Here is a 19,292-nt window from a genome sequence, read left to right as displayed (position 1 = left end):
GTTTTTAATAGAAAAATCCCCTTCTACTAGCTTGTAAAAGGGGATTTGTATTATAATTAGCGTTTAGACCAAGTGCGTTTCATAAAGAGTAGTAAAATTGGGTAAATCTCTAAGCGGCCTGCAATCATTGCAAAGGAGAGCAGGATTTTAGAGATGGGACTAAAGATGGCAAAACTAGAGGTTGTACCTAGAATAGGTCCGATATTGTTAAAACAGCTGAAGACAGCACTGGTCACGACTAGAAAATCATTACTATCAAGACTGACGATAAAGATGAGAGAGAGTATAATCATCACGTAGATGGCAAAATATTTAAGAATCTTGTGCTGGGTATCCTTGTCAATCACAGTTTTGTTGACATGTAGAGTCAAGACACGGTGAGGGGATAAGATGGACAAAATCTGATTTTTAGCAATTTTTGAGAGGATGAGTCCTCTGATCACTTTGAGACCACCTGCAGTTGAGCCAGCTGATCCACCGATTCCCATGAGGAAGAGGAGGATAAACTGGGAGAAGAGAGGCCAGTTGGTAATATCTCCGTAACCAAAACCTGTTGTCGTGATGATATTGGAAACCTGGAAGAAGGCCATTTCAACACTCTTAGAGACACCTTGGTAGAGGTGGAGGGTGTTGAGGGTAATCAAGCCTGTAGACACTAGGACAATAATCACATAAGCCCGCAGTTCTTCATCTCCAAAGAAAGCCTTAACTCGGCGGAGCATGAGGTAGTAGTAGAGATTGAAGTTAACCCCAAAAACCAACACTCCGATACTAACTAGATAGGTGATGAGTGAGCTACCGTAGTGGGCAATTCCGTCGTTATAGACGGTAAAGCCCCCAGTTCCTGCTGTTCCCATAGCGATGACAAAACTATCATAGAGAGGCATGCCTGCTAGGTAGTAGATAACCACAAAAAGGGAGAAGAGAGCCAGATAAAGCAGATAGAGGATCTGGGCAGTGTTTTTTAGCTTGGATACGACCTTGCCAAAGACGGGGCCAGGGACCTCAGCCTTCATCACCTCCAAGTGGCTATTCTTAGCATTGTCCATAATGGCAAGCGCAAAGACGAGTACCCCCATCCCTCCGATCAAGTGGGTAAAACTTCGCCAGAAGAGGAGGGAACGACTGAGAACGGAAACATCGTTCAGAATAGTTGCTCCTGTAGTTGTAAAACCAGAGCTGATTTCAAAAAAGGCATCGATGACGCTTGGGATTTGTCCTGAAAAGACAAAGGGGAGGCCACCAAAGAAAGACCAGAGAATCCAACAGAGGGCAACGATTAAGACTCCCTCCTTGGCGTAAATCCGTTGATTTTTCGGTTTCCGTAAAACGCCAAGACCACCGAGAAGGATTAAAATTCCAATCGTAGAAAAGAGAGCGATAAATACTTGACTGGATTCTTGGTAATAGGTTGCTACACTAACAGGGACTAGAAGGAGAGCTGCCTCAATCAAGAGAAGTTTTGAGAGGAGGTAACGGATCATACTTTTATTCATTTTTTACCTCTCAATCAAATCATAAATCTTGGTGATGTTTGGCAACAGGGTGGTTACCAGTAACTTGTCTCCCACCTCAAGCATATCCTCTCCAGTAGGGAAGATTGTTTTTCCTTTTCGGATAATGGCTGCGATGAGAACCCCTTTCTTTAATTTTAACTGTGAAAGGGGTTTGGCAGTCATTTTATTGGCCTCCTTGATATGGAATTGCAGGGTTTCAATTTGGCCATTTGCTAGATGGTGCATGGCTTGAAGGTCTGAGTATTGGGCGTTTACCCGACCACGGATAAAGTGCATAATGGTATCCACTGCGATGATTTTCGGCGTGATGATACTTGAAAAATCAGGTGCATGGATAATCTCTAGAAGACTAGTTCGGTTGACTTTAGTGATGTTTTTTTGAACACCAACACGGTCAAGGAACATAGAGGTGATGATGTTTTCTTCGTCAACCCCAGTTAAGGTTGCGACCGCATCGTAGCTAGGGGCACTTTCTTCTAGTAAGATATCTTTTGCAGTTCCATCTCCTTGCACGATATAGAGATTAGGGAATTTTTCACTAAAGAAACGAGCTCTTTCAGGATTGATCTCGATAACCTTGGTATCGATGCGACTGTCTTTCAAAATACCAAGTAGATAATAAGCGATTTTTCCAGCTCCAACGATAAGCAAGCTTTTCACTGCACGTGATTTGAAATAGTTGTGGAAAAGCATCATATCTACACGATTTCCCGTAACAAAAATCCGATCCTTGTCTTGGATAGTAACATCACCACTTGGAATCATGAGTTGATGGTCTCTTTCCATAGCGCAGACAATGATGTTGCCAAATTTTTTACGGAAGTCTGAGATTGGCATTTGACAGAGCCCGCTAGAATCCTTGATAACAAACTCCATCAGGCTGACTCGACCTCCAGCAAAACGCTCAACTGAGAGGGCATTAGGAAAATCGATGATATTTGAGATGGCACGGGCTGCTAGGAGTTCTGGATTAACGATAAGTGAAAATCCAAGAATATTTTTCTCTTTAAAATAGGCATTAGAGTATTCAGGATTTCGCACTCGAACGATGGTTTCTTTAGCGCCCATTTTTTTAGCAAGTACCGCTGAAATCATATTCACTTCATCGTATTCAGTTAGAGCGATAAAGATATCACACTCTTGGACGCCGGCTTGCTCCAAGATGGCAAAGTCAGCACCATTTCCAAGGAGGCCCATGATATCAAAGCGACTGACAATATGGTTAAGTACAGTTTCATTTTGCTCGATGAGGACAACGTCATGGCTTTCCGCTACTAGTGAACGACAGAGGGCAAAACCAACTTTCCCTCCACCAACAAGGACAATTTTCATATAAAAAACCTACTTTTTCATGATGTAACTATCATACCCTTTTTTAGCAAAAAATGCACCTTCCAAGGCGGTTTTTAGGGGAAGAAAGGTCTTTTTCAAGTTTCTCAAGATAAATTTGCTTAACTTCTATAAAGATATTTCTGATTTGAAGTAATTTTACTCTTTTGATATCCCTTTTCAGAAAGAGAATGAGCAAGCATGAAATTATCATCAAAAAAAGTAAAAAAAATCAAGTCGTTTCTATTGACATTGATTCTGAAAGTGTTATACTAAGAAAGTAGTTTCGCTGATTTACTTCAAACCTGTTGTGAGGTAAGTTAACGATGCCTTAACCACGCTGTTTGCTGAGCTTGACTCCGGGCAGTGTGGCTATTTTTTTGCAATGATAAAAGGAAGCCAATTATGACAAATCACATTGTTTTATTTGAACCTCAGATTCCACAAAATACTGGCAACATCGCGCGTACTTGCGCTGCGACCAATTCTCCCCTCCATATTATCAAACCGATGGGATTTCCGATTGATGATCGCAAGATGAAGCGAGCAGGTTTGGATTACTGGGATAAGTTAGAGATTCATTTTTATGATAACTTGGCAGACTTTATGTCTCAGATGAAAGGGCAACTTTACTTGATTTCCAAATTTGCAGAAAAGGTCTATTCTGAGGCGAATTTGGCAAGTGGTGAAGATCAGTATTTTCTCTTCGGACGTGAAGACAAGGGCTTGCCAGAGGACTTTATGCGTGAACATCCAGAGAAAGCTCTCCGTATCCCTATGAATGATGAGCATGTTCGCAGTCTCAATGTTTCCAATACCGTCTGCATGATCGTCTACGAAGCTCTCCGTCAGCAAAATTTTGCAGGTCTTGAGCTTGTTCACACCTATGAAGCAGATAAATTGAAATAATCAAAATGCTTGCACTTGCAAGCGTTTTTTGTTATGATTAGAGGGTCTTCAGGGCTGGGTGTAATTCCCGACCGGCGGTGACTTTAATACTCTTCGAAAATCCAATTCAAACCACGTCAGCTTCGCCTTGCCGTACTCAAGTACAGCCCGCGGCTAGCTTCCTAGTTTGTTCTTTGATTTTCATTGAGTATCATTAGGAAAAAATTTTTCCTTTAAAACTTTGTTGACAAGCTTTGCCTAACCAAAAGTTATGCCTACAGCTTGTCGCCTAGTCTAAAAGAAAAATCTCTATTTCCTTCCCTTTAAAGAAGTCCGCGAGCGCAAGCTGATGTGGTGCGATTCCACAACCGACAGTATAGTCTGGATGGGAGAAGACGAAAGAATAGCTTTGTCTGTTCTGATGAGTTTATAGATGAATTGCAACCGCTTGCTCAAATGAGTGAGAGGGAACTTTTGGGATATAAAAAGTGAGAATAGATAGAGGGATCCTTTCCAACTTCTTCTGATTTTATAGAAAATTGGAGGAACCTGTTATGACAAACACACGTCGACTTTCGACCATTGCGATTTTATCAGCCATTTCATTTGTGCTGATGTACTTTGACTTTCCGCTCTTGCCAGCGGCAACCTTCCTCAAGATCGAGTTTAGTATCTTGCCAGTCCTTGTGGGCTTGGTGGTGATGGATTTGCCAGCTGCTCTAGGGATTCTCTTGTTGCGCTCACTCTTGAAGTTGCTTCTGAATAGCCAGGGAGTGAATACCTACATTGGTTTGCCAATGAATGTTGTAGCCTTGGGAGTTTTTGTTATCGCCTTTGGTTTGATTTGGAAAAAGGAACGTAGCACCCTTCGTTTCCTACTAGCATCTCTAGCGGGAACTATTGGGTTGACTTCTGCGATGTTGGTTCTCAACTATGTCTATGCGATTCCTTTATACGCGCAGTTTGCCAACTTTGATATTAGAGAAATTATAGGACTTTCTAACTACTTGATGACCATGGTTTTACCTTTTAACCTGATTGAAGGTTTCATCTTTGCCGTTTCATTCTGGTTGTTATACGTCCTCTTGAAACCAACCTTAAAACATTATGAGAGATAAACAAACATTTTTAATGAAGGGCAGTTTTGCCCTTTTACTTTTCGTCCTTCTTGGCTATATGGTTAAATTTTACCCTCAAACGCTGGTCGGTTTTGATCAACCGATTCAGACAGCCATTCGTGGGGACTTGCCAGATTATTTGACAGTTCTGTTCCGTGCCCTTACGCATTTGATTGATATCCCGGTGATTATCACCTGGGTTGCCATCGCAGCCTTTATCTTTTATCGTAAGCAGTGGAAGATAGAAAGCTACTTCATGGCGGGTAATCTAGCCTTAGCTGGTCTTTTAATCGTGACCTTTAAAAACATCTACCAGCGTCCACGGCCAGCTATCTTACACTTAGTAGAGGAAAAGGGATTTTCCTTCCCAAGTGGGCATTCTCTGGCTGTAACTTTGATGGTAGGCACTTTGATTGTCATTCTCAGTCAACGGATTAAAGATCCAGTCTGGAGAAAAGTCGTTCAAATCGTCCTTGGGTTCTACCTAGTCAGTGTGCTGGTATCAAGAGTCTATCTGGGGGTTCACTATCCATCTGATGTTCTTGCTAGTTTCTGTGTGGGTTTGGGAGTCCTGTTTATCGAATTTCCTTTCTATGACAAGCTTCGCTTCCAATGGCGATTTAAAGGCAAGCAGAAGTGAGTATCAAATTCCTTTGAGGAGAAAGAAATGAAAGTCAATATAACAGATCTCCATCCGACTCAACTATACTTATCAGAAAAGAAGTTACAAGATATCCAAATGCTTTATCAGCCGGAAGAAATGAGCAATGTTGCTCCAATCAGTATTCTTGCGTTCGGAGATTACTTGTTAATTACAGATGGGCATCACAGGGCTTATCAGGCTTTATTGGCAGGTAGGGATACGATTTCTGCTAAGTGGGATAGAGATGGTGGCGATGAACTGTATTATCTCTATGCGCAAGCTTGTGAGGAAAGAAAGATTTACTCTGTTCTGGATTTAAAAAATCATATCGTATCTCAAGATGAGTATGAAGCAAAATGGTATAACTGGTGTGATGGTTTTAATCAAGCAGCAACTCTTTTATTGAAAAGGAAAGCAGATGAAACAGACCCTGCAAATAGGTGATGCATTGTGTCTTGTTCCTTTTTATACTGAAATTAGTCTAATCTAACTTGTTTTTTAACTAAAAATCTGATAAACTAAGTAGTAATTGAATAGGAATCCGCAAGACTAGTAACTCAAGGGAAGTATATCAGGGAGGAGAGCCGTGACTGCAAGCTCTCTATATGAAAGCTGGGTGAATTCACTTGCGCATGGATTTAGAAATGAAGGTCTGACTTGTCAGATGAAAACGGATGGTACCGCGTGTCAACGCTCCGAGTGGAGTTTTTGGCATGTGGTTTTCTTTTTATCTACGAGAGACTGATGGAGGAATTATGTCAACTATTGAAGAACAATTAAAAGCGCTTCGAGAAGAAACGCTGGCTAGCTTGAAGCAGATTACTGCTGAAAATGAAAAAGAGATGCAAGACTTGCGTGTCTCTGTCCTTGGTAAAAAAGGGTCGCTTACGGAAATCCTCAAAGGGATGAAGGATGTCTCTGCTGAGATGCGTCCAATCATCGGGAAACACGTCAATGAAGCGCGTGATATCTTGACAGCGGCCTTTGAAGAAACAGCAAAGCTCTTGGAAGAAAAGAAAGTCGCAGCTCAACTAGCAAGTGAGAGCATTGATGTGACACTTCCAGGTCGCCCAGTTGCGACAGGTCACCGTCACGTTTTGACACAAACCAGTGAAGAAATCGAAGATATTTTCATCGGGATGGGTTACCAAGTCGTGGATGGTTTTGAAGTGGAGCAAGACTACTATAACTTCGAGCGTATGAACCTTCCAAAAGATCACCCAGCTCGCGATATGCAGGATACTTTCTACATCACAGAAGAGATTTTACTCCGTACCCACACGTCTCCAGTTCAGGCGCGTGCTATGGATGCTCATGATTTTTCAAAAGGTCCTTTGAAAATGATCTCACCGGGGCGCGTGTTCCGTCGTGACACAGACGATGCAACCCACAGTCACCAATTCCACCAAATCGAAGGTTTGGTTGTTGGGAAAAACATCTCTATGGCTGATCTTCAAGGAACGCTTCAGTTGATTGTCCAAAAAATGTTTGGCGAAGAGCGTCAAATTCGTTTGCGCCCATCTTATTTCCCATTCACAGAGCCATCTGTCGAGGTGGATGTTTCTTGCTTTAAGTGTGGTGGAGAAGGCTGTAACGTATGTAAGAAAACAGGTTGGATCGAAATCATGGGTGCTGGTATGGTTCACCCACGTGTCCTTGAAATGAGTGGAATCGATGCGACTGTCTACTCTGGATTTGCCTTTGGTCTTGGACAAGAGCGTGTAGCCATGCTTCGTTACGGAATCAACGATATCCGTGGATTCTATCAAGGAGATGTCCGCTTCTCAGAACAGTTTAAATAATGATTAGAAAAGTAGAAAAGGCAGATATTGGGGTGTTGTCCAAAATTGCCAAACAAACCTTTCGTGAAACATTTGCTCATGATAATACGGAAGAGCAGTTACAGGAATACTTTGAAGAGACTTATAGTCTGAGAGTTTTGCCAACTGAGTTGGAAAATCCAGATTCCGAAACCTATTTCATTATGCATGAAGAGGAGATAGCTGGTTTTCTCAAAGTCAACTGGGGAAGTGCTCAGACTGAGAGAGAATTAGAGGGTGCTTTTGAAATTCAACGCCTCTATGTGCTACAAAAATTCCAAGGATTTGGACTAGGTAAGCAACTGTTTGAATTCGCTCTTGAACTTGCTACCAAAAATAGTTTTTCCTGGGCTTGGTTAGGTGTTTGGGAGCATAATACAAAAGCTCAAGCGTTTTATAACCGATATGGTTTTGAAAAATTTAGCCAACATAGTTTTATGGTTGGTCAAAAAGTAGATACAGATTGGTTACTGAAAAAGAAATTAAGGTAAGAAGAGGATTCTTCTATTGAAATGATAGGAAAGGAAAAGAACTAGAGTGGCAACTGTCATTCTGGAGAACTAAATTATGCTTGTATCTTATAAATGGTTAAAAGAATTGGTGGACATTGATGTGCCATCACAAGAGTTGGCTGAAAAAATGTCAACTACAGGGATTGAGGTAGAGGGTGTCGAATCACCAGCTGCCGGTCTCTCAAAAATTGTCGTCGGTGAGGTCTTGTCTTGCGAAGATGTGCCAGGAACGCACCTTCATGTTTGTCAGGTTAATGTGGGCGAAGAAGAAGCGCGTCAGATCGTCTGTGGTGCCCCAAATGTGTGTGCTGGTATCAAGGTCATGGTAGCTCTTCCAGGAGCTCGTATTGCTGACAATTACAAGATTAAAAAAGGGAAAATCCGTGGCTTGGAGTCACTTGGAATGATCTGTTCACTTGGTGAATTAGGTATTTCTGACTCAGTTGTGCCAAAGGAATTTGCAGATGGTATTCAAATCTTGCCTCAAGATGCTGTTCCAGGGGATGAAGTCTTTTCTTACCTAGACTTGGATGATGAAATCATCGAACTTTCCATCACACCCAACCGTGCGGACGCTCTTTCTATGTGTGGCGTAGCGCACGAAGTGGCAGCCATCTATGACAAGGCAGTCAACTTTAAAGAATTCAGTTTAACAGAAACCAATGAAACTGCAGCAGATGCCCTTTCTGTAAGCATTGAGACAGACAAGGCACCTTATTATGCGGCCCGTATCTTGGACAATGTGACCATCGCACCAAGTCCACAATGGTTGCAAAACCTCCTTATGAACGAAGGCATCCGTCCGATTAACAATGTCGTAGACGTAACCAACTACATCCTGCTCTACTTTGGTCAACCAATGCATGCCTTTGACTTGGATACCTTTGAAGGGACTGACATCCGTGTGCGTGAAGCGCGTGCTGGTGAAAAATTGGTGACCTTGGACGGTGAAGAACGTGACTTGGAAACAAATGACATAGTCATCACTGTCGCAGACAAGCCAGTAGCTCTTGCAGGTGTCATGGGCGGGCAGGCTACAGAAATCTCTGAAAAATCTAGTCGTGTTGTCCTTGAAGCGGCTGTTTTCAATGGCAAATCGATTCGCAAGACTAGCGGTCGCCTCAACCTTCGTTCTGAGTCATCTTCTCGTTTTGAAAAAGGCATTAATGTAGCAACAGTCAATGAAGCCCTTGATGCGGCAGCTAGCATGATTGCTGAGCTTGCAGGTGCGACGGTTCGTAAGGGAATCGTTTCAGCAGGCCAGCTTGATACTTCTGATGTGGAAGTTTCTTCGACTCTTGCAGACGTTAACCGCGTCCTTGGTACGGAGCTTTCCTATGCTGATGTGGAAGATGTCTTCCGTCGTCTTGGCTTTGGCCTTTCTAGCAATGCAGAATCATTTACAGTCAGCGTACCCCGTCGTCGTTGGGATATCACTATCGAAGCGGACCTCTTTGAAGAAATCGCCCGTATCTATGGTTATGATCGCTTGCCAACTAGTCTTCCAAAAGATGATGGTACAGCTGGTGAATTGACTGCGACACAAAAATTGCGTCGCCAAGTTCGTACCATCGCCGAAGGAGCGGGTTTGACAGAAATCATTACCTACGCTCTGACAACTCCTGAAAAAGCAGTTGAGTTTACAGCTCAACCAAGCAAGCTGACAGAACTCATGTGGCCAATGACAGTGGATCGTTCAGTCCTCCGTCAAAATATGATTTCAGGTATCCTTGATACAGTTGCCTACAACGTGGCTCGTAAGAACAAAAACTTGGCACTTTACGAGATTGGAAAAGTCTTTGAACAAACAGGTAATCCAAAAGAAGAACTTCCAAATGAGATCAATAGCTTTGCCTTTGCCTTGACAGGCTTGGTTGCTGAAAAAGATTTCCAAACGGCAGCAGTTCCAGTTGATTTCTTCTATGCTAAGGGAATTCTAGAATCGCTCTTTACTCGCTTGGGCCTTGCAGTGACCTATACAGCAACAGATGAAATTGCTAGTCTTCACCCAGGCCGTACAGCTGTGATTTCACTCGGTGACCAAGTTCTTGGTTTCCTTGGCCAAGTGCATCCAGTCACTGCCAAGGCTTATGATATTCCAGAAACGTATGTAGCGGAGCTCAACCTTTCAGCTATCGAAGTTGCCCTTCAACCAGCTACTCCATTTGTGGAAATTACCAAATTCCCAGCGGTTAGTCGTGATATTGCTCTACTTCTCAAGGCAGAAGTCACTCACCAAGAAGTTGTAGATGCTATCCGAGCTGCAGGCGTGAAACGTTTGACAGATATCAAACTCTTTGACGTCTTCTCAGGTGAAAAATTGGGACTTGGTATGAAGTCAATGGCCTATAGCTTGACCTTCCAAAATCCAGAAGATAGCCTGACGGACGAAGAAGTGGCGCGCTACATGGAAAAAATCCAAGCTTCACTCGAAGAAAAAGTGAATGCAGAAGTGCGTTAACTCATCAATCCATCCTTCGGGGTGGATTTTTGCTTTTCAAAATGACAATTCAGGATCAAAAATGGACAATTGAGGAGTAAAAGCACCTTTATGCACTTTAATGGACTATAATTGTTCTATCACTTGGGTACTCAAAATCCTTAGAGAGTTTAGTTTTTAAGGAAGGATGAACAAGATAAAAATGTACATAAATCCTTGTAAAGGCTATCAAAAAGGAGTATAATAAGTGCAACATATTTCGGAGGTGAAAAATGCTAGAAGTAAGAAATCTAGAGAAAAGTTTCGGCTCCAAGCAAGTCTTGTTTGGTGTAGATTTTCAAGCAAGTCCAGGACGGATTCTTGGGCTTGTAGGGAAAAATGGTGCTGGGAAAACAACGATTTTCCACAGTATGTTGAAATTTTTAGAGTATCAAGGAGAGATCAGTCTGGATGGGCAGGAGATTCGTCAGGAAACCTATGCTCGGATTGGCTATCTGCCTGAGGAACGCAGCCTTATGCCTAAATTGACAGTCCTTGAGCAAGTTCGCTACTTGGCTACTCTAAAGGGCATGGATGCTAAGGAGGTCAAGGAAAAACTCCCTCAATGGATGGAGAAACTGGAAGTGAAAGGAAAGCTGACTGATAAAATCAAGAGCCTCTCCAAAGGGAATCAGCAGAAAATTCAGCTGATTATCACCCTGATCCATGAGCCAGACTTGATTATCCTGGATGAGCCTTTTAGTGGTTTGGATCCAGTCAATACTGAGTTGCTCAAGCAGGTCATCTTGAAAGAGAAAGAGCGCGGTGCAATCATTATCTTTTCTGACCATGTTATGACCAACGTCGAGGAACTTTGCGATGATATTCTGATGATTCGTGATGGGCGTGTGGTCTTGCATGGACCTGTTCAGGATGTTCGCAATCAATATGGGAAAACACGTCTCTTTGTTTCAAGTGAACGAAGCAAGGAAGAACTGGAAAACCTTCCTCATGTCAAACAGGTAAGCTTGACCAAGCAAGGCAGTTGGAAATTGATCCTAGATGATGAGAGTGCTGGAAGGGAACTCTTCCCAATCCTCACTCAAGGTCAATATATTGCGACCTTTGACCAACAAGCTCCAACAATCGATGAAATCTTTAAACTAGAATCAGGGGTGGAAGTATGAGAAATATGTGGGTTGTAATGAAGGAAACCTATCTTCGGCATGTCAAGTCGTGGAGTTTCTTCTTTATGGTGATTTCGCCGTTCCTCTTTTTAGCCTTATCTGTAGGAATCGGCTATCTACAAAATTCTTCGATGGCTAAAAATAGCAAGGTAGCAGTAGTAACAACAGTGCCATCTGTAGCTGAGGGACTCAAGAGTACCAATGGTATTAACTTTGACTACAAGGATGAAGCCAGTGCCCAGCAGGCTGTCAAGGATGAGAAAATCAAGGGTTACCTAACCGTCGACCAAGAGGACAGCGTCATCAAGGCCGTCTATCATGGTGAAACCTCTCTTGAAAGTGGCATCAAGCTAGCTGTAACCAATAAGCTAAATGAACTGCAATACCAACTCAATCGTTCGGCAGCCAATTTGTCTCAAGAACAGGAAAAACGCTTGAGTCAAACTGTTGACTTTACTGAGAGGATTGATGAATCCAAGGAAAATAAAAAAATTGTTCAAACCATCGCGGCCGCAGGGCTCGGTTTCTTCCTTTATATGATTTTGATTACCTATGCTAGTGTCACTGCTCAGGAAGTGGCTAGCGAGAAAGGAACTAAAATCATGGAGGTGGTCTTCTCTAGTATCCGAGCTAGTCATTATTTCTACGCTCGCATGCTGGCTCTGCTTCTTGTGATTTTGACTCATATTGGCATTTACGTCGTGGGTGGGCTGGTTGCCATTCTGCTCTTTAAAGATATCCCAATCTTGGCACAATCTGGTATTTTAAACCATATAGGAGAGGCATTCTCGCTCAATACCTTATTGTTTGTCTTGGTTAGCCTCTTTATGTACGTTGTTTTAGCAGCTTTCCTAGGATCTATGGTTTCTCGCCCTGAGGATTCAGGAAAGGCCTTGTCTCCATTGATGATCTTGATTATAGCAGGATTTGTCGGTGTGACCTCTCTAGGTGCTGCTGGGGATAATTTAGTTCTGAAAATTGGTTCCTACATTCCTTTCATTTCGACCTTCTTTATGCCATTTAGAGCTATAAATGGGTATGCAAGTGGTCTAGAAGCTTGGGTTTCCCTTGCCATAACGGTTGCTTTTGCAGTCACTGCAACAGTCTTTATCGGACGCATGTATGCCAGCCTAGTCCTTCAAACGGATGATTTAGGAATCTGGAAAACCTTTAAACGTGCCTTAGCTTACAAATAGGAGAGCCTCGCGAAAGCGAGGTTTTTCTAGATGTTAAACAGCGAAATCAGTAAAAATATTTTTCATATCTATTGACTTTTAGTAGTAAAATTTGGTATGATAGTAGACGGTATTGTTTACCCCATTTGTAAGGCCCCGGAACCTTTCAAATACCCCGCGGACCGGAACATCCGCCCCGTAAACAAAAATGATATTCATATAGGAGAAATCATGAACAAAACTACATTCATGGCTAAACCAGGCCAAGTAGAACGCAAATGGTACGTTGTTGACGCAACTGATGTACCTCTTGGACGCCTTTCAGCAGTTGTTGCTAGCGTACTTCGCGGAAAAAACAAACCAACATTCACACCACACACTGATACAGGTGACTTCGTAATCGTTATCAATGCTGAAAAAGTTAAATTGACTGGTAAAAAAGCAACTGATAAGATCTACTACACTCACTCAAACCACCCAGGTGGATTGAAACAAATCTCTGCTGGTGAACTTCGTTCTAAAAATGCAGTACGTTTGATCGAAAAATCAGTTAAAGGTATGCTTCCACACAATACTCTTGGCCGCGCTCAAGGTATGAAATTGAAAGTATTCGTTGGAGCTGAGCACACTCACGCTGCACAACAACCAGAAGTTCTTGATATTTCAGGACTTATCTAAGGAAAGGAACAATAAAGTATGTCACAAGCACAATATGCAGGTACTGGACGTCGTAAAAACGCTGTTGCACGCGTTCGCCTTGTTCCAGGAACTGGTAAAATCACTGTTAACAAAAAAGATGTTGAAGAGTACATCCCACACGCTGACCTTCGTCTTGTAATCAACCAACCATTCGCAGTTACTTCAACTGTAGGTTCATACGACGTTTTCGTTAACGTTGTAGGTGGTGGATACGCTGGTCAATCAGGAGCTATCCGTCACGGTATCGCTCGTGCCCTTCTTCAAGTAGACCCAGACTTCCGCGATTCATTGAAACGCGCAGGTCTTCTTACACGTGACTCACGTAAAGTTGAACGTAAGAAACCAGGTCTTAAGAAAGCTCGTAAAGCATCACAATTCTCAAAACGTTAATCAATACGATTATATCAACGTTTCGAAGCACTTCATGGTTCACACCATGGGGTGTTTTTTTGATTATTTTTAGCAAAATTCACACCACTTTTCACACCAAATTCACACTATTATTTTTTAAGATTACGAAAGGCAATTTCTCCAACAGCCATTGGAATTACATTTGAAGTGTTGACATAAGTCTTAGTTGTAATTGTATCACTGTGAGTGAGTGCTTCAGAAATATCTTCCATAGGGGTTCCTGCCTGTTTAGCGAGTGTGGCTCCTGTATGTCGTAATTTATGAGGGGTTGCATGTGCAAGATCTGGATGACGACGCTTAACAGATTTCATCTTGTTGTTAAGGTAATCAGCATGGAGACAACTGTTTACATTTCCCTTTGTATCAATGTACGTAAACACATACTGTTCTGGAGTCTGCATGATGTTAAATGAAGCCAGTTCAGATTTTTGTTGCTTCTTCCAAGAATTTAACAAGTCGGTAAGTTCTTGTGGAATCGAAAAAATCGTCTTTTTATTCCCTTTAGTTGACTTTCGATTTTTATATCGATCTAAGGCTTGAACCAATTGAATTTGTTGATTTTTGAAATCAATATGTTTCCATTGCAAAGCGTAGCTCTCTGACTTTCTATCTCCTAAAAAGAAGGTAGTATAGAACAAAACATAGTCTTTGAATAGAATTTTTTCAGTCTCTAAATCCTTTTCAAAAGCTGTAAACCATGCTTGAAGTTCTTCTTGAGATAGATATAAATCTTCATCTTTTTTAGATTCCTGTAGCTTGATTTTCTTAGTTGCTTTGATACGGCTAATGGTTTTAGAGAGACGATTAGTTTCGATATACTCTAATTCTTCTGCCCAGTCAAAGATAGAGTTAACGTAGCTCCTGATAACTTTGAAATTTGCATATTCTTCAGCCTTTTGAGTCAATAGATTTAGCACAACTTGCTTATTTTGATTAAGAAAGTCTATTGAATAATTCCCAAGTAAGGGTAAGATGTGTTTTCTAAAAGCAATTTCTGTTCCAACTATAGTTGCTTGAGATGGTGGTTTGGCAGCAGAAGTAGTTTGACCTGCTTTGTAAGATTGCCACCAAACGTTTTGATAGAAATCCGAAAAGAGAATAGAACCGCTATTCTCTAATGAAGCAGATCCGCCACTAAGAATTTTATCAATCTTATTTTGAAGTTCTCGTTCGTATCTTTTTGCTTCATCCCTTGATTTGAACCGTTTTTCAATCACTTTCTTATCAATACCTAGCGAAGATTTAACCTCCTCACGAATATAAACACGTAAGCGATAGGTTCCGTTTTTAGTTTTTGTAATAGACATAGTATTCTCCTTTTGAATTGAGCTAGAAAATACCATGGTTACATTATAACAAATGACCATAGAATTTCTACTGCTTTTGTAACCAGCGATTGATTTCTGTTTTGCTAAAGCGAACAGTTTTTCCAACCTTAATGCAAGGTAAGCCTTGCTTAATCCAGTTGTCTAAAGTATTGTTGGATATATTCAAATATTCACAAGTCTGCTTTTTATTTAAAAATTGATTGGTATTTTCATTAATATCCAAAAATTTATCCAGTTCTTTCTTAACAGTATCTGATATTAGTGATTGAAATTGCCGAATCACTTCGTCTGGAATAAATAAATTCATAAATAGTCCCGTTTATTTCTTTCTATTAGATTTAAATTTTTTTAGTTTGTATTTTGTTTTTTAAGTCTTCAAGGGTTGAAGACTTAAAAAATAGGGAAACGTTGCTGTAGCAATACTTTTCCATTTTTTAAATCAGACTTTATATTAAAATGGTAGATGTGTTTTCCAAGTTTTATTAAAAAAATAATCCAGGAATGAACCTATGTCTTTATCCTTGCTTTGAATAATTTCATTAAAAAATGGATCTTTTTTTCATTTGTAAAACTAGGGATTTTAAAAGAAAGGAGTTCATTATTTTGATTATCCTTGTAGCAACCAAAATCAAGGATAGTAACAAGAGATAGAGTATTTAGCATTAAGCGAAAGAGATATAGTACTTGCCATGTAATCATAATAGAAAGAAAATAACTTTCATTTTTTAAGTCATTCCTCCTACTTTCTTTAATAAGATTTTTTTTAGTTCTTGCAGAGTTTTTTGGATTTACAAATTCAGATACATCAATAAACAAGAAAATAGATTCATCCAATGTTAATGGATATAAATAATCCATAGCATGATTTAGTTGAGTTTCAAAAAATGTTTTTATATATCCATCTTTACCTTTTTCCTCGTACAATTCTTTTAACTTATTTTGGGTATCTCTTACTGAAGTTTGAACAATTATCTTAAAGTTTGATAATCCTTTCTTAATCACACTATATACAAATGAAGAGAGCTGATCATTATGTAGTTTATCTAAGTCAGTAGTCTTGAATTCACTTTTAATTTTTTTTCATTCAGTGTCATTTCGTATCTATAGATGCGGTATTTACGAGATACGTTTAATTCAATCTGTTTATTATGTTCTGCTTTTGCTGTTTTATCGTAAAGAACATGCGACAAGTTTTCATTTTTTTTACTTGAAAGAATATGGTGATCATCAGGAGTTGAACATTTTGTATAAACTATTTTATTTACTTGAGATGTATTAGATAAGCTCCTCAATAATAAATTCCTTGTTTGAAAATGAATAATCGCATCAGTAGCAAATGTAAATGCGATTTCCATTTCATGAACCCTAATAATTGTTGGGATAATCCAAATACCAGTTTGCTGTTTGATTCCTGTTATAACGTTTATTAGTTTCTTTCGTATTGCTGAAATAGAGAGAGTTTCAAAATTTAGACCTCCATGATTCAGCTGGAGTAAGCAATAATTAACAGTATCTCCGCTTTCTTTTTTATAAATTTTTCCAATTTCAAGTCTTCCGAATTCCCTTGATTGGATAATTAAATCTTCTATCTGATTTGAATTGTGAGTAAATTTTTTAACTTCATGAGGATTCTTTTTTTTGAATTCTATCAGTTTTTCAATGTCAACAATTAGTTTTTCACCTAAGTTAAAAACCATGCGATCAAACCCCCAGAAGGAATTCATAAAACTAAAACAAGATTGAATTTCTTTCTCATTTAAATGCATCTGTTTATTTTGACTTTTCATGATTTAAGGTTTCCTTTCTACTATTATTTTTGATTGAAATTATGCTAGGAAGTATTAGAGATTGAAAAAAGCAGTTAAATTATTTTAACCGCATTTGTAATTCAATTTATCCCTTTTTTTTTCATATATAATTAGTATGCCAGGAACTTCACTAAAAACTGTGTTTTTTTTATTTTTTAGTGAAAAAAATTTTTTAAAACAAAAAAACACTCAATTTTGAGTGCTTTAAAAACGCGTCGTAACAAGGTTTTGAAGAAAAAAAGTAGGTTTTTACCTACTTTAATTTTTTTAGTTTAGAACAAGAATGTTAAGAAAGAAATCAATACTTTCAGTACGATTTTTATTTAGTTGAATTTTTTAATTTTAATGAGAGATATATCATAATGTTTGGAAAAAGTTACTTAGTTTGCTTGTGAGATTAACTTATAGGCGTAGGATTTTTGAAATTCTTCTGGTCGATTGTGTCCGAGAGCACGTGATACAATTAAACAAGCCTTTCGATCAAGGGCAACACCTTTTAATTCGCCTCGTAGATAAATTTTTTCTTTTTTATCTTTGATATCTTTGGGATCTCGCGCGACAAGAAGATAAAGACGTTTTGCGTATTCAGCACGATATTTATGAGGTTTTAAAGCAGTTGGAACTTGAAACACACGTTTTTTACCAGCTAGTTTAAATTCTTCAACAAGCCTTTCTAATTCTTCTTTGTCTCGCGTAATAATCGGAACCCAACGATCTCGTGCTCCTTTTGATTTATGTTTTTTACCAATAATTTTAAGATAATATTGGCCATCCTCACGTTGGTAGAGGGAGTCTCCAGTAATAGCTTTTAATTCATTTTTTCGTAGTCCAGTGGCAGATACGATTGAGAACCAGCGATTATTTGTTTCTTCAGACATCCTGTCGTCATTAGACTTCAAACGATTATTCTTTTTGTCGGCTCGATATCGAATATCCGTTGCAATAAAAGCGGTAGAAGGTACTCCTAAAACTTTGGCTAATGCTGCTTTATAGGTTGACTGGGTTGGAGCAGAAAGTCCTAATTTCTTACAATGTTTTAAGTATTGATTTACTAAGTCAATCCATCCCTCAATATTGTTAGATTTTTCAAGAGCTTCTAAATCTTCGGCAGTAGTTATTGAGGCAACAAAGGAAGCAAATCTGCTCCAGGACCCAGCGTAGTTATGAAGAGTTCGGTCGGTATGGATTAAATGAATGTCCTCTCCCGTTTTTTTGGATTCATTTCGCTTGATACCCTTTCCTTTTTTAAAGCGCGTGACTAGATTAGTTAGTCCTTTAGATTGGACGAATTGTTTACGGCCTTCGAAAGTAGTTAGAGAATCCATCTGTTGTTTCTTAGCTTTCTCTTTAGCTTTTCGTCGATCAGCACGACTACGTCTCTTCTTTGCCATAGTTCTTTCCTTTCTATAGTAGATAATGTGCTTTTAAAGAAGATCTTAAGAAAAATCTTAAGGTCTTTTTTATTCAAGTTGAAGTAGTGCAGTGACTTAAGCTTATATTCACTGATGTAGTATCTTCCCTTTGCTTAGGGCGCTTCTTAATTGATGGCTAAGAAGATAACCAAGTCATTTTACAACATGACAAGTTGACTCAATTCAAATAAAATGTAGAGTTCCATCTTGCAGATAAAAATCTGTTGTTTTTTCTTGTTAGTCTTTTTCAGGTTTAATTGCTCTGAATTTAGCGACTGAGCTAAGCTAGTTTTTGTATTTGATTTTTAGACTTTTGTTATTTACTTTAGTTTTTATACTTTGATTTTTTACTTTGTTATGATCAAAAAATTTTTTTAAACTGCTGTTGACATTACTTTTATTATCTATACATTTATTTTTTATTGGTAAATGTAATACAAAAATTGGTTCCTGTTATTTACTTTCGTTTTTTACTTTTATTCTTTACTTTGTTACGATCAAAAAATTTTTTTAAACTGCTATTGACATCTTTTTTATTATCTATACATTTATTTTTTTTTAGTTAATGAAATACAAAACTGGTTCTTTCCTAACCCAGCTTAAACCTACTGTTTCCACGATAGCTACCTCCTTTCAAACATAAAAAACGTAGCTATATTAGTTACGTCTCTACTCAATCAATTATCTTGATATTATTAGTATGCCATAAATTTTAAAATAAAAAAATCAGGATAAGTTTTTTTACGTTATTCACTTTTACCTAGTACTGTGTGTTTAGCGTGACTTACACATACGTTCCTGTCAACGCTAAACACACAGAAAAAATCAGAATCGCAAAAAAAAAGAAAGATGAGAGAAAGAGGAAAAACTACAAAAAAATTGAGAAGAAAATAATACCTTTATCAGTTTTTTTAATTTTTTATTTTTATAATTTGAAAAAAAAGGCATACTATAATTATAAAAACAATTACGGAGGGAACAACTATGTTTCTAAAATATTATTCACTCATTAACTATATTCTCTAT

The 19,292-nt window shown here is 39.1% G+C and carries 18 protein-coding genes and 1 riboswitch; of the genes, 11 read left to right on the top strand and 7 right to left on the bottom strand.

The features are described 5' to 3' along the window. Positions 1-56 precede the first annotated feature (56 nt). Together GOM48_RS08300 and trkA are read right to left on the bottom strand one after the other, a co-directional pair. The gene (locus GOM48_RS08300; protein WP_235097118.1) at positions 57-1,496 is read right to left on the bottom strand and encodes a TrkH family potassium uptake protein; all 1,440 of its coding nucleotides are present in this window, start codon (positions 1,494-1,496) and stop codon (positions 57-59) included. A 3-nt stretch (positions 1,497-1,499) separates the two neighbouring features. After that, complete coding sequence (gene trkA / locus GOM48_RS08295; RefSeq protein ID WP_235097117.1) at positions 1,500-2,849, bottom strand: Trk system potassium transporter TrkA; 1,350 nt, start codon at positions 2,847-2,849, stop codon at positions 1,500-1,502. 402 nt (positions 2,850-3,251) lie between these two features. Between trkA and GOM48_RS08290 the strand changes: the two genes are divergently transcribed. The 11 genes from GOM48_RS08290 (at position 3,252) to rpsI (ending at position 13,697) form a co-directional block, all read left to right on the top strand. Beyond that, positions 3,252-3,755, top strand: a complete 504-nt coding sequence (locus GOM48_RS08290; protein ID WP_235097116.1) for a tRNA (cytidine(34)-2'-O)-methyltransferase — start codon at positions 3,252-3,254, stop codon at positions 3,753-3,755. Positions 3,756-3,795: 40 nt separating this feature from the next. Continuing rightward, a riboswitch (FMN riboswitch) is annotated at positions 3,796-4,135 on the top strand. Positions 4,136-4,288: 153 nt separating this feature from the next. Continuing rightward, on the top strand, positions 4,289-4,852 hold the full coding sequence (locus GOM48_RS08285) for an ECF transporter S component (protein ID WP_235097115.1): 564 nt from the start codon (positions 4,289-4,291) through the stop codon (positions 4,850-4,852). Further along, positions 4,842-5,492, top strand: coding sequence for a phosphatase PAP2 family protein (locus GOM48_RS08280; RefSeq protein WP_235097114.1), 651 nt, complete (start codon positions 4,842-4,844; stop codon positions 5,490-5,492). Before GOM48_RS08285 ends, GOM48_RS08280 begins: the two co-directional genes overlap by 11 nt. Before the next feature lie 27 nt (positions 5,493-5,519). Then, positions 5,520-5,939 (top strand): chromosome partitioning protein ParB, encoded by a 420-nt coding sequence (locus GOM48_RS08275; protein WP_235097113.1) that lies wholly within the window; start codon positions 5,520-5,522, stop codon positions 5,937-5,939. A gap of 311 nt (positions 5,940-6,250) precedes the next feature. Then, the gene (pheS, locus tag GOM48_RS08270; protein WP_000103739.1) at positions 6,251-7,297 is read left to right on the top strand and encodes a phenylalanine--tRNA ligase subunit alpha; all 1,047 of its coding nucleotides are present in this window, start codon (positions 6,251-6,253) and stop codon (positions 7,295-7,297) included. Next, complete coding sequence (locus tag GOM48_RS08265) at positions 7,297-7,806, top strand: GNAT family N-acetyltransferase (protein ID WP_235097112.1); 510 nt, start codon at positions 7,297-7,299, stop codon at positions 7,804-7,806. The genes pheS and GOM48_RS08265 overlap by 1 nt, the downstream gene beginning before the upstream one ends. A gap of 76 nt (positions 7,807-7,882) precedes the next feature. After that, positions 7,883-10,288 carry a phenylalanine--tRNA ligase subunit beta gene (gene pheT, locus GOM48_RS08260; RefSeq protein WP_235097111.1) on the top strand — a complete coding sequence of 802 codons (2,406 nt, stop codon included), beginning with the start codon at positions 7,883-7,885 and terminating at the stop codon, positions 10,286-10,288. Positions 10,289-10,539: 251 nt separating this feature from the next. Continuing rightward, positions 10,540-11,433 (top strand): ABC transporter ATP-binding protein, encoded by an 894-nt coding sequence (locus GOM48_RS08255; RefSeq protein WP_235097110.1) that lies wholly within the window; start codon positions 10,540-10,542, stop codon positions 11,431-11,433. Continuing rightward, positions 11,430-12,629: an ABC transporter permease gene (locus GOM48_RS08250; RefSeq protein ID WP_235097109.1), complete on the top strand. Its 1,200-nt coding sequence runs from the start codon at positions 11,430-11,432 to the stop codon at positions 12,627-12,629. Before GOM48_RS08255 ends, GOM48_RS08250 begins: the two co-directional genes overlap by 4 nt. A gap of 210 nt (positions 12,630-12,839) precedes the next feature. Continuing rightward, positions 12,840-13,286: a 50S ribosomal protein L13 gene (gene rplM / locus GOM48_RS08245; protein WP_001044624.1), complete on the top strand. Its 447-nt coding sequence runs from the start codon at positions 12,840-12,842 to the stop codon at positions 13,284-13,286. A gap of 18 nt (positions 13,287-13,304) precedes the next feature. Beyond that, positions 13,305-13,697: a 30S ribosomal protein S9 gene (rpsI, locus tag GOM48_RS08240; RefSeq protein ID WP_000075973.1), complete on the top strand. Its 393-nt coding sequence runs from the start codon at positions 13,305-13,307 to the stop codon at positions 13,695-13,697. 110 nt (positions 13,698-13,807) lie between these two features. Here the strand turns inward: rpsI and GOM48_RS08235 are convergent, their stop codons facing one another. The 5 genes from GOM48_RS08235 to GOM48_RS08215 all read right to left on the bottom strand — a co-directional run bounded on the left by GOM48_RS08235 (position 13,808) and on the right by GOM48_RS08215 (position 18,245). Further along, positions 13,808-15,025, bottom strand: coding sequence for a site-specific integrase (locus GOM48_RS08235; RefSeq protein ID WP_049478365.1), 1,218 nt, complete (start codon positions 15,023-15,025; stop codon positions 13,808-13,810). Between the two features lie 67 nt (positions 15,026-15,092). Continuing rightward, positions 15,093-15,353, bottom strand: coding sequence for a helix-turn-helix domain-containing protein (locus GOM48_RS08230; RefSeq protein ID WP_041784047.1), 261 nt, complete (start codon positions 15,351-15,353; stop codon positions 15,093-15,095). 200 nt (positions 15,354-15,553) lie between these two features. After that, positions 15,554-16,048, bottom strand: a complete 495-nt coding sequence (locus GOM48_RS08225) for a hypothetical protein (protein WP_235097108.1) — start codon at positions 16,046-16,048, stop codon at positions 15,554-15,556. Positions 16,049-16,089: 41 nt separating this feature from the next. After that, entirely contained in the window at positions 16,090-16,833 is a 744-nt protein-coding gene (locus GOM48_RS08220; RefSeq protein ID WP_235097107.1) for a hypothetical protein, read from the bottom strand. 401 nt (positions 16,834-17,234) lie between these two features. Beyond that, entirely contained in the window at positions 17,235-18,245 is a 1,011-nt protein-coding gene (locus GOM48_RS08215; protein WP_001085615.1) for a site-specific integrase, read from the bottom strand. Between the last annotated feature and the right edge of the window lie 1,047 nt (positions 18,246-19,292).

The organism is Streptococcus oralis (assembly GCF_021497885.1).
GTDB lineage: Bacteria > Bacillota > Bacilli > Lactobacillales > Streptococcaceae > Streptococcus > Streptococcus oralis_BQ.
Note: the sequence above shows the minus strand (reverse complement) of the source record. Positions and strands in the feature narration are given on the sequence as shown.

What these genes read in the sequence shown, in the direction of transcription:
- GOM48_RS08230 (WP_041784047.1), bottom strand. Translation starts at nt 15,353, where the DNA reads ATGAATTTATTTATTCCAGACGAAGTGATTCGGCAATTTCAATCACTA.
- GOM48_RS08235 (WP_049478365.1), bottom strand. Translation starts at nt 15,025, where the DNA reads ATGTCTATTACAAAAACTAAAAACGGAACCTATCGCTTACGTGTTTAT.
- GOM48_RS08220 (WP_235097107.1), bottom strand. Translation starts at nt 16,833, where the DNA reads ATGAAAAGTCAAAATAAACAGATGCATTTAAATGAGAAAGAAATTCAA.
- trkA (WP_235097117.1), bottom strand. Translation starts at nt 2,849, where the DNA reads ATGAAAATTGTCCTTGTTGGTGGAGGGAAAGTTGGTTTTGCCCTCTGT.
- GOM48_RS08300 (WP_235097118.1), bottom strand. Translation starts at nt 1,496, where the DNA reads ATGAATAAAAGTATGATCCGTTACCTCCTCTCAAAACTTCTCTTGATT.
- GOM48_RS08215 (WP_001085615.1), bottom strand. Translation starts at nt 18,245, where the DNA reads ATGGCAAAGAAGAGACGTAGTCGTGCTGATCGACGAAAAGCTAAAGAG.
- GOM48_RS08280 (WP_235097114.1), top strand. Translation starts at nt 4,842, where the DNA reads ATGAGAGATAAACAAACATTTTTAATGAAGGGCAGTTTTGCCCTTTTA.
- GOM48_RS08285 (WP_235097115.1), top strand. Translation starts at nt 4,289, where the DNA reads ATGACAAACACACGTCGACTTTCGACCATTGCGATTTTATCAGCCATT.
- GOM48_RS08250 (WP_235097109.1), top strand. Translation starts at nt 11,430, where the DNA reads ATGAGAAATATGTGGGTTGTAATGAAGGAAACCTATCTTCGGCATGTC.
- GOM48_RS08290 (WP_235097116.1), top strand. Translation starts at nt 3,252, where the DNA reads ATGACAAATCACATTGTTTTATTTGAACCTCAGATTCCACAAAATACT.
- GOM48_RS08265 (WP_235097112.1), top strand. Translation starts at nt 7,297, where the DNA reads ATGATTAGAAAAGTAGAAAAGGCAGATATTGGGGTGTTGTCCAAAATT.
- rpsI (WP_000075973.1), top strand. Translation starts at nt 13,305, where the DNA reads ATGTCACAAGCACAATATGCAGGTACTGGACGTCGTAAAAACGCTGTT.
- pheT (WP_235097111.1), top strand. Translation starts at nt 7,883, where the DNA reads ATGCTTGTATCTTATAAATGGTTAAAAGAATTGGTGGACATTGATGTG.
- pheS (WP_000103739.1), top strand. Translation starts at nt 6,251, where the DNA reads ATGTCAACTATTGAAGAACAATTAAAAGCGCTTCGAGAAGAAACGCTG.
- GOM48_RS08255 (WP_235097110.1), top strand. Translation starts at nt 10,540, where the DNA reads ATGCTAGAAGTAAGAAATCTAGAGAAAAGTTTCGGCTCCAAGCAAGTC.
- GOM48_RS08275 (WP_235097113.1), top strand. Translation starts at nt 5,520, where the DNA reads ATGAAAGTCAATATAACAGATCTCCATCCGACTCAACTATACTTATCA.
- rplM (WP_001044624.1), top strand. Translation starts at nt 12,840, where the DNA reads ATGAACAAAACTACATTCATGGCTAAACCAGGCCAAGTAGAACGCAAA.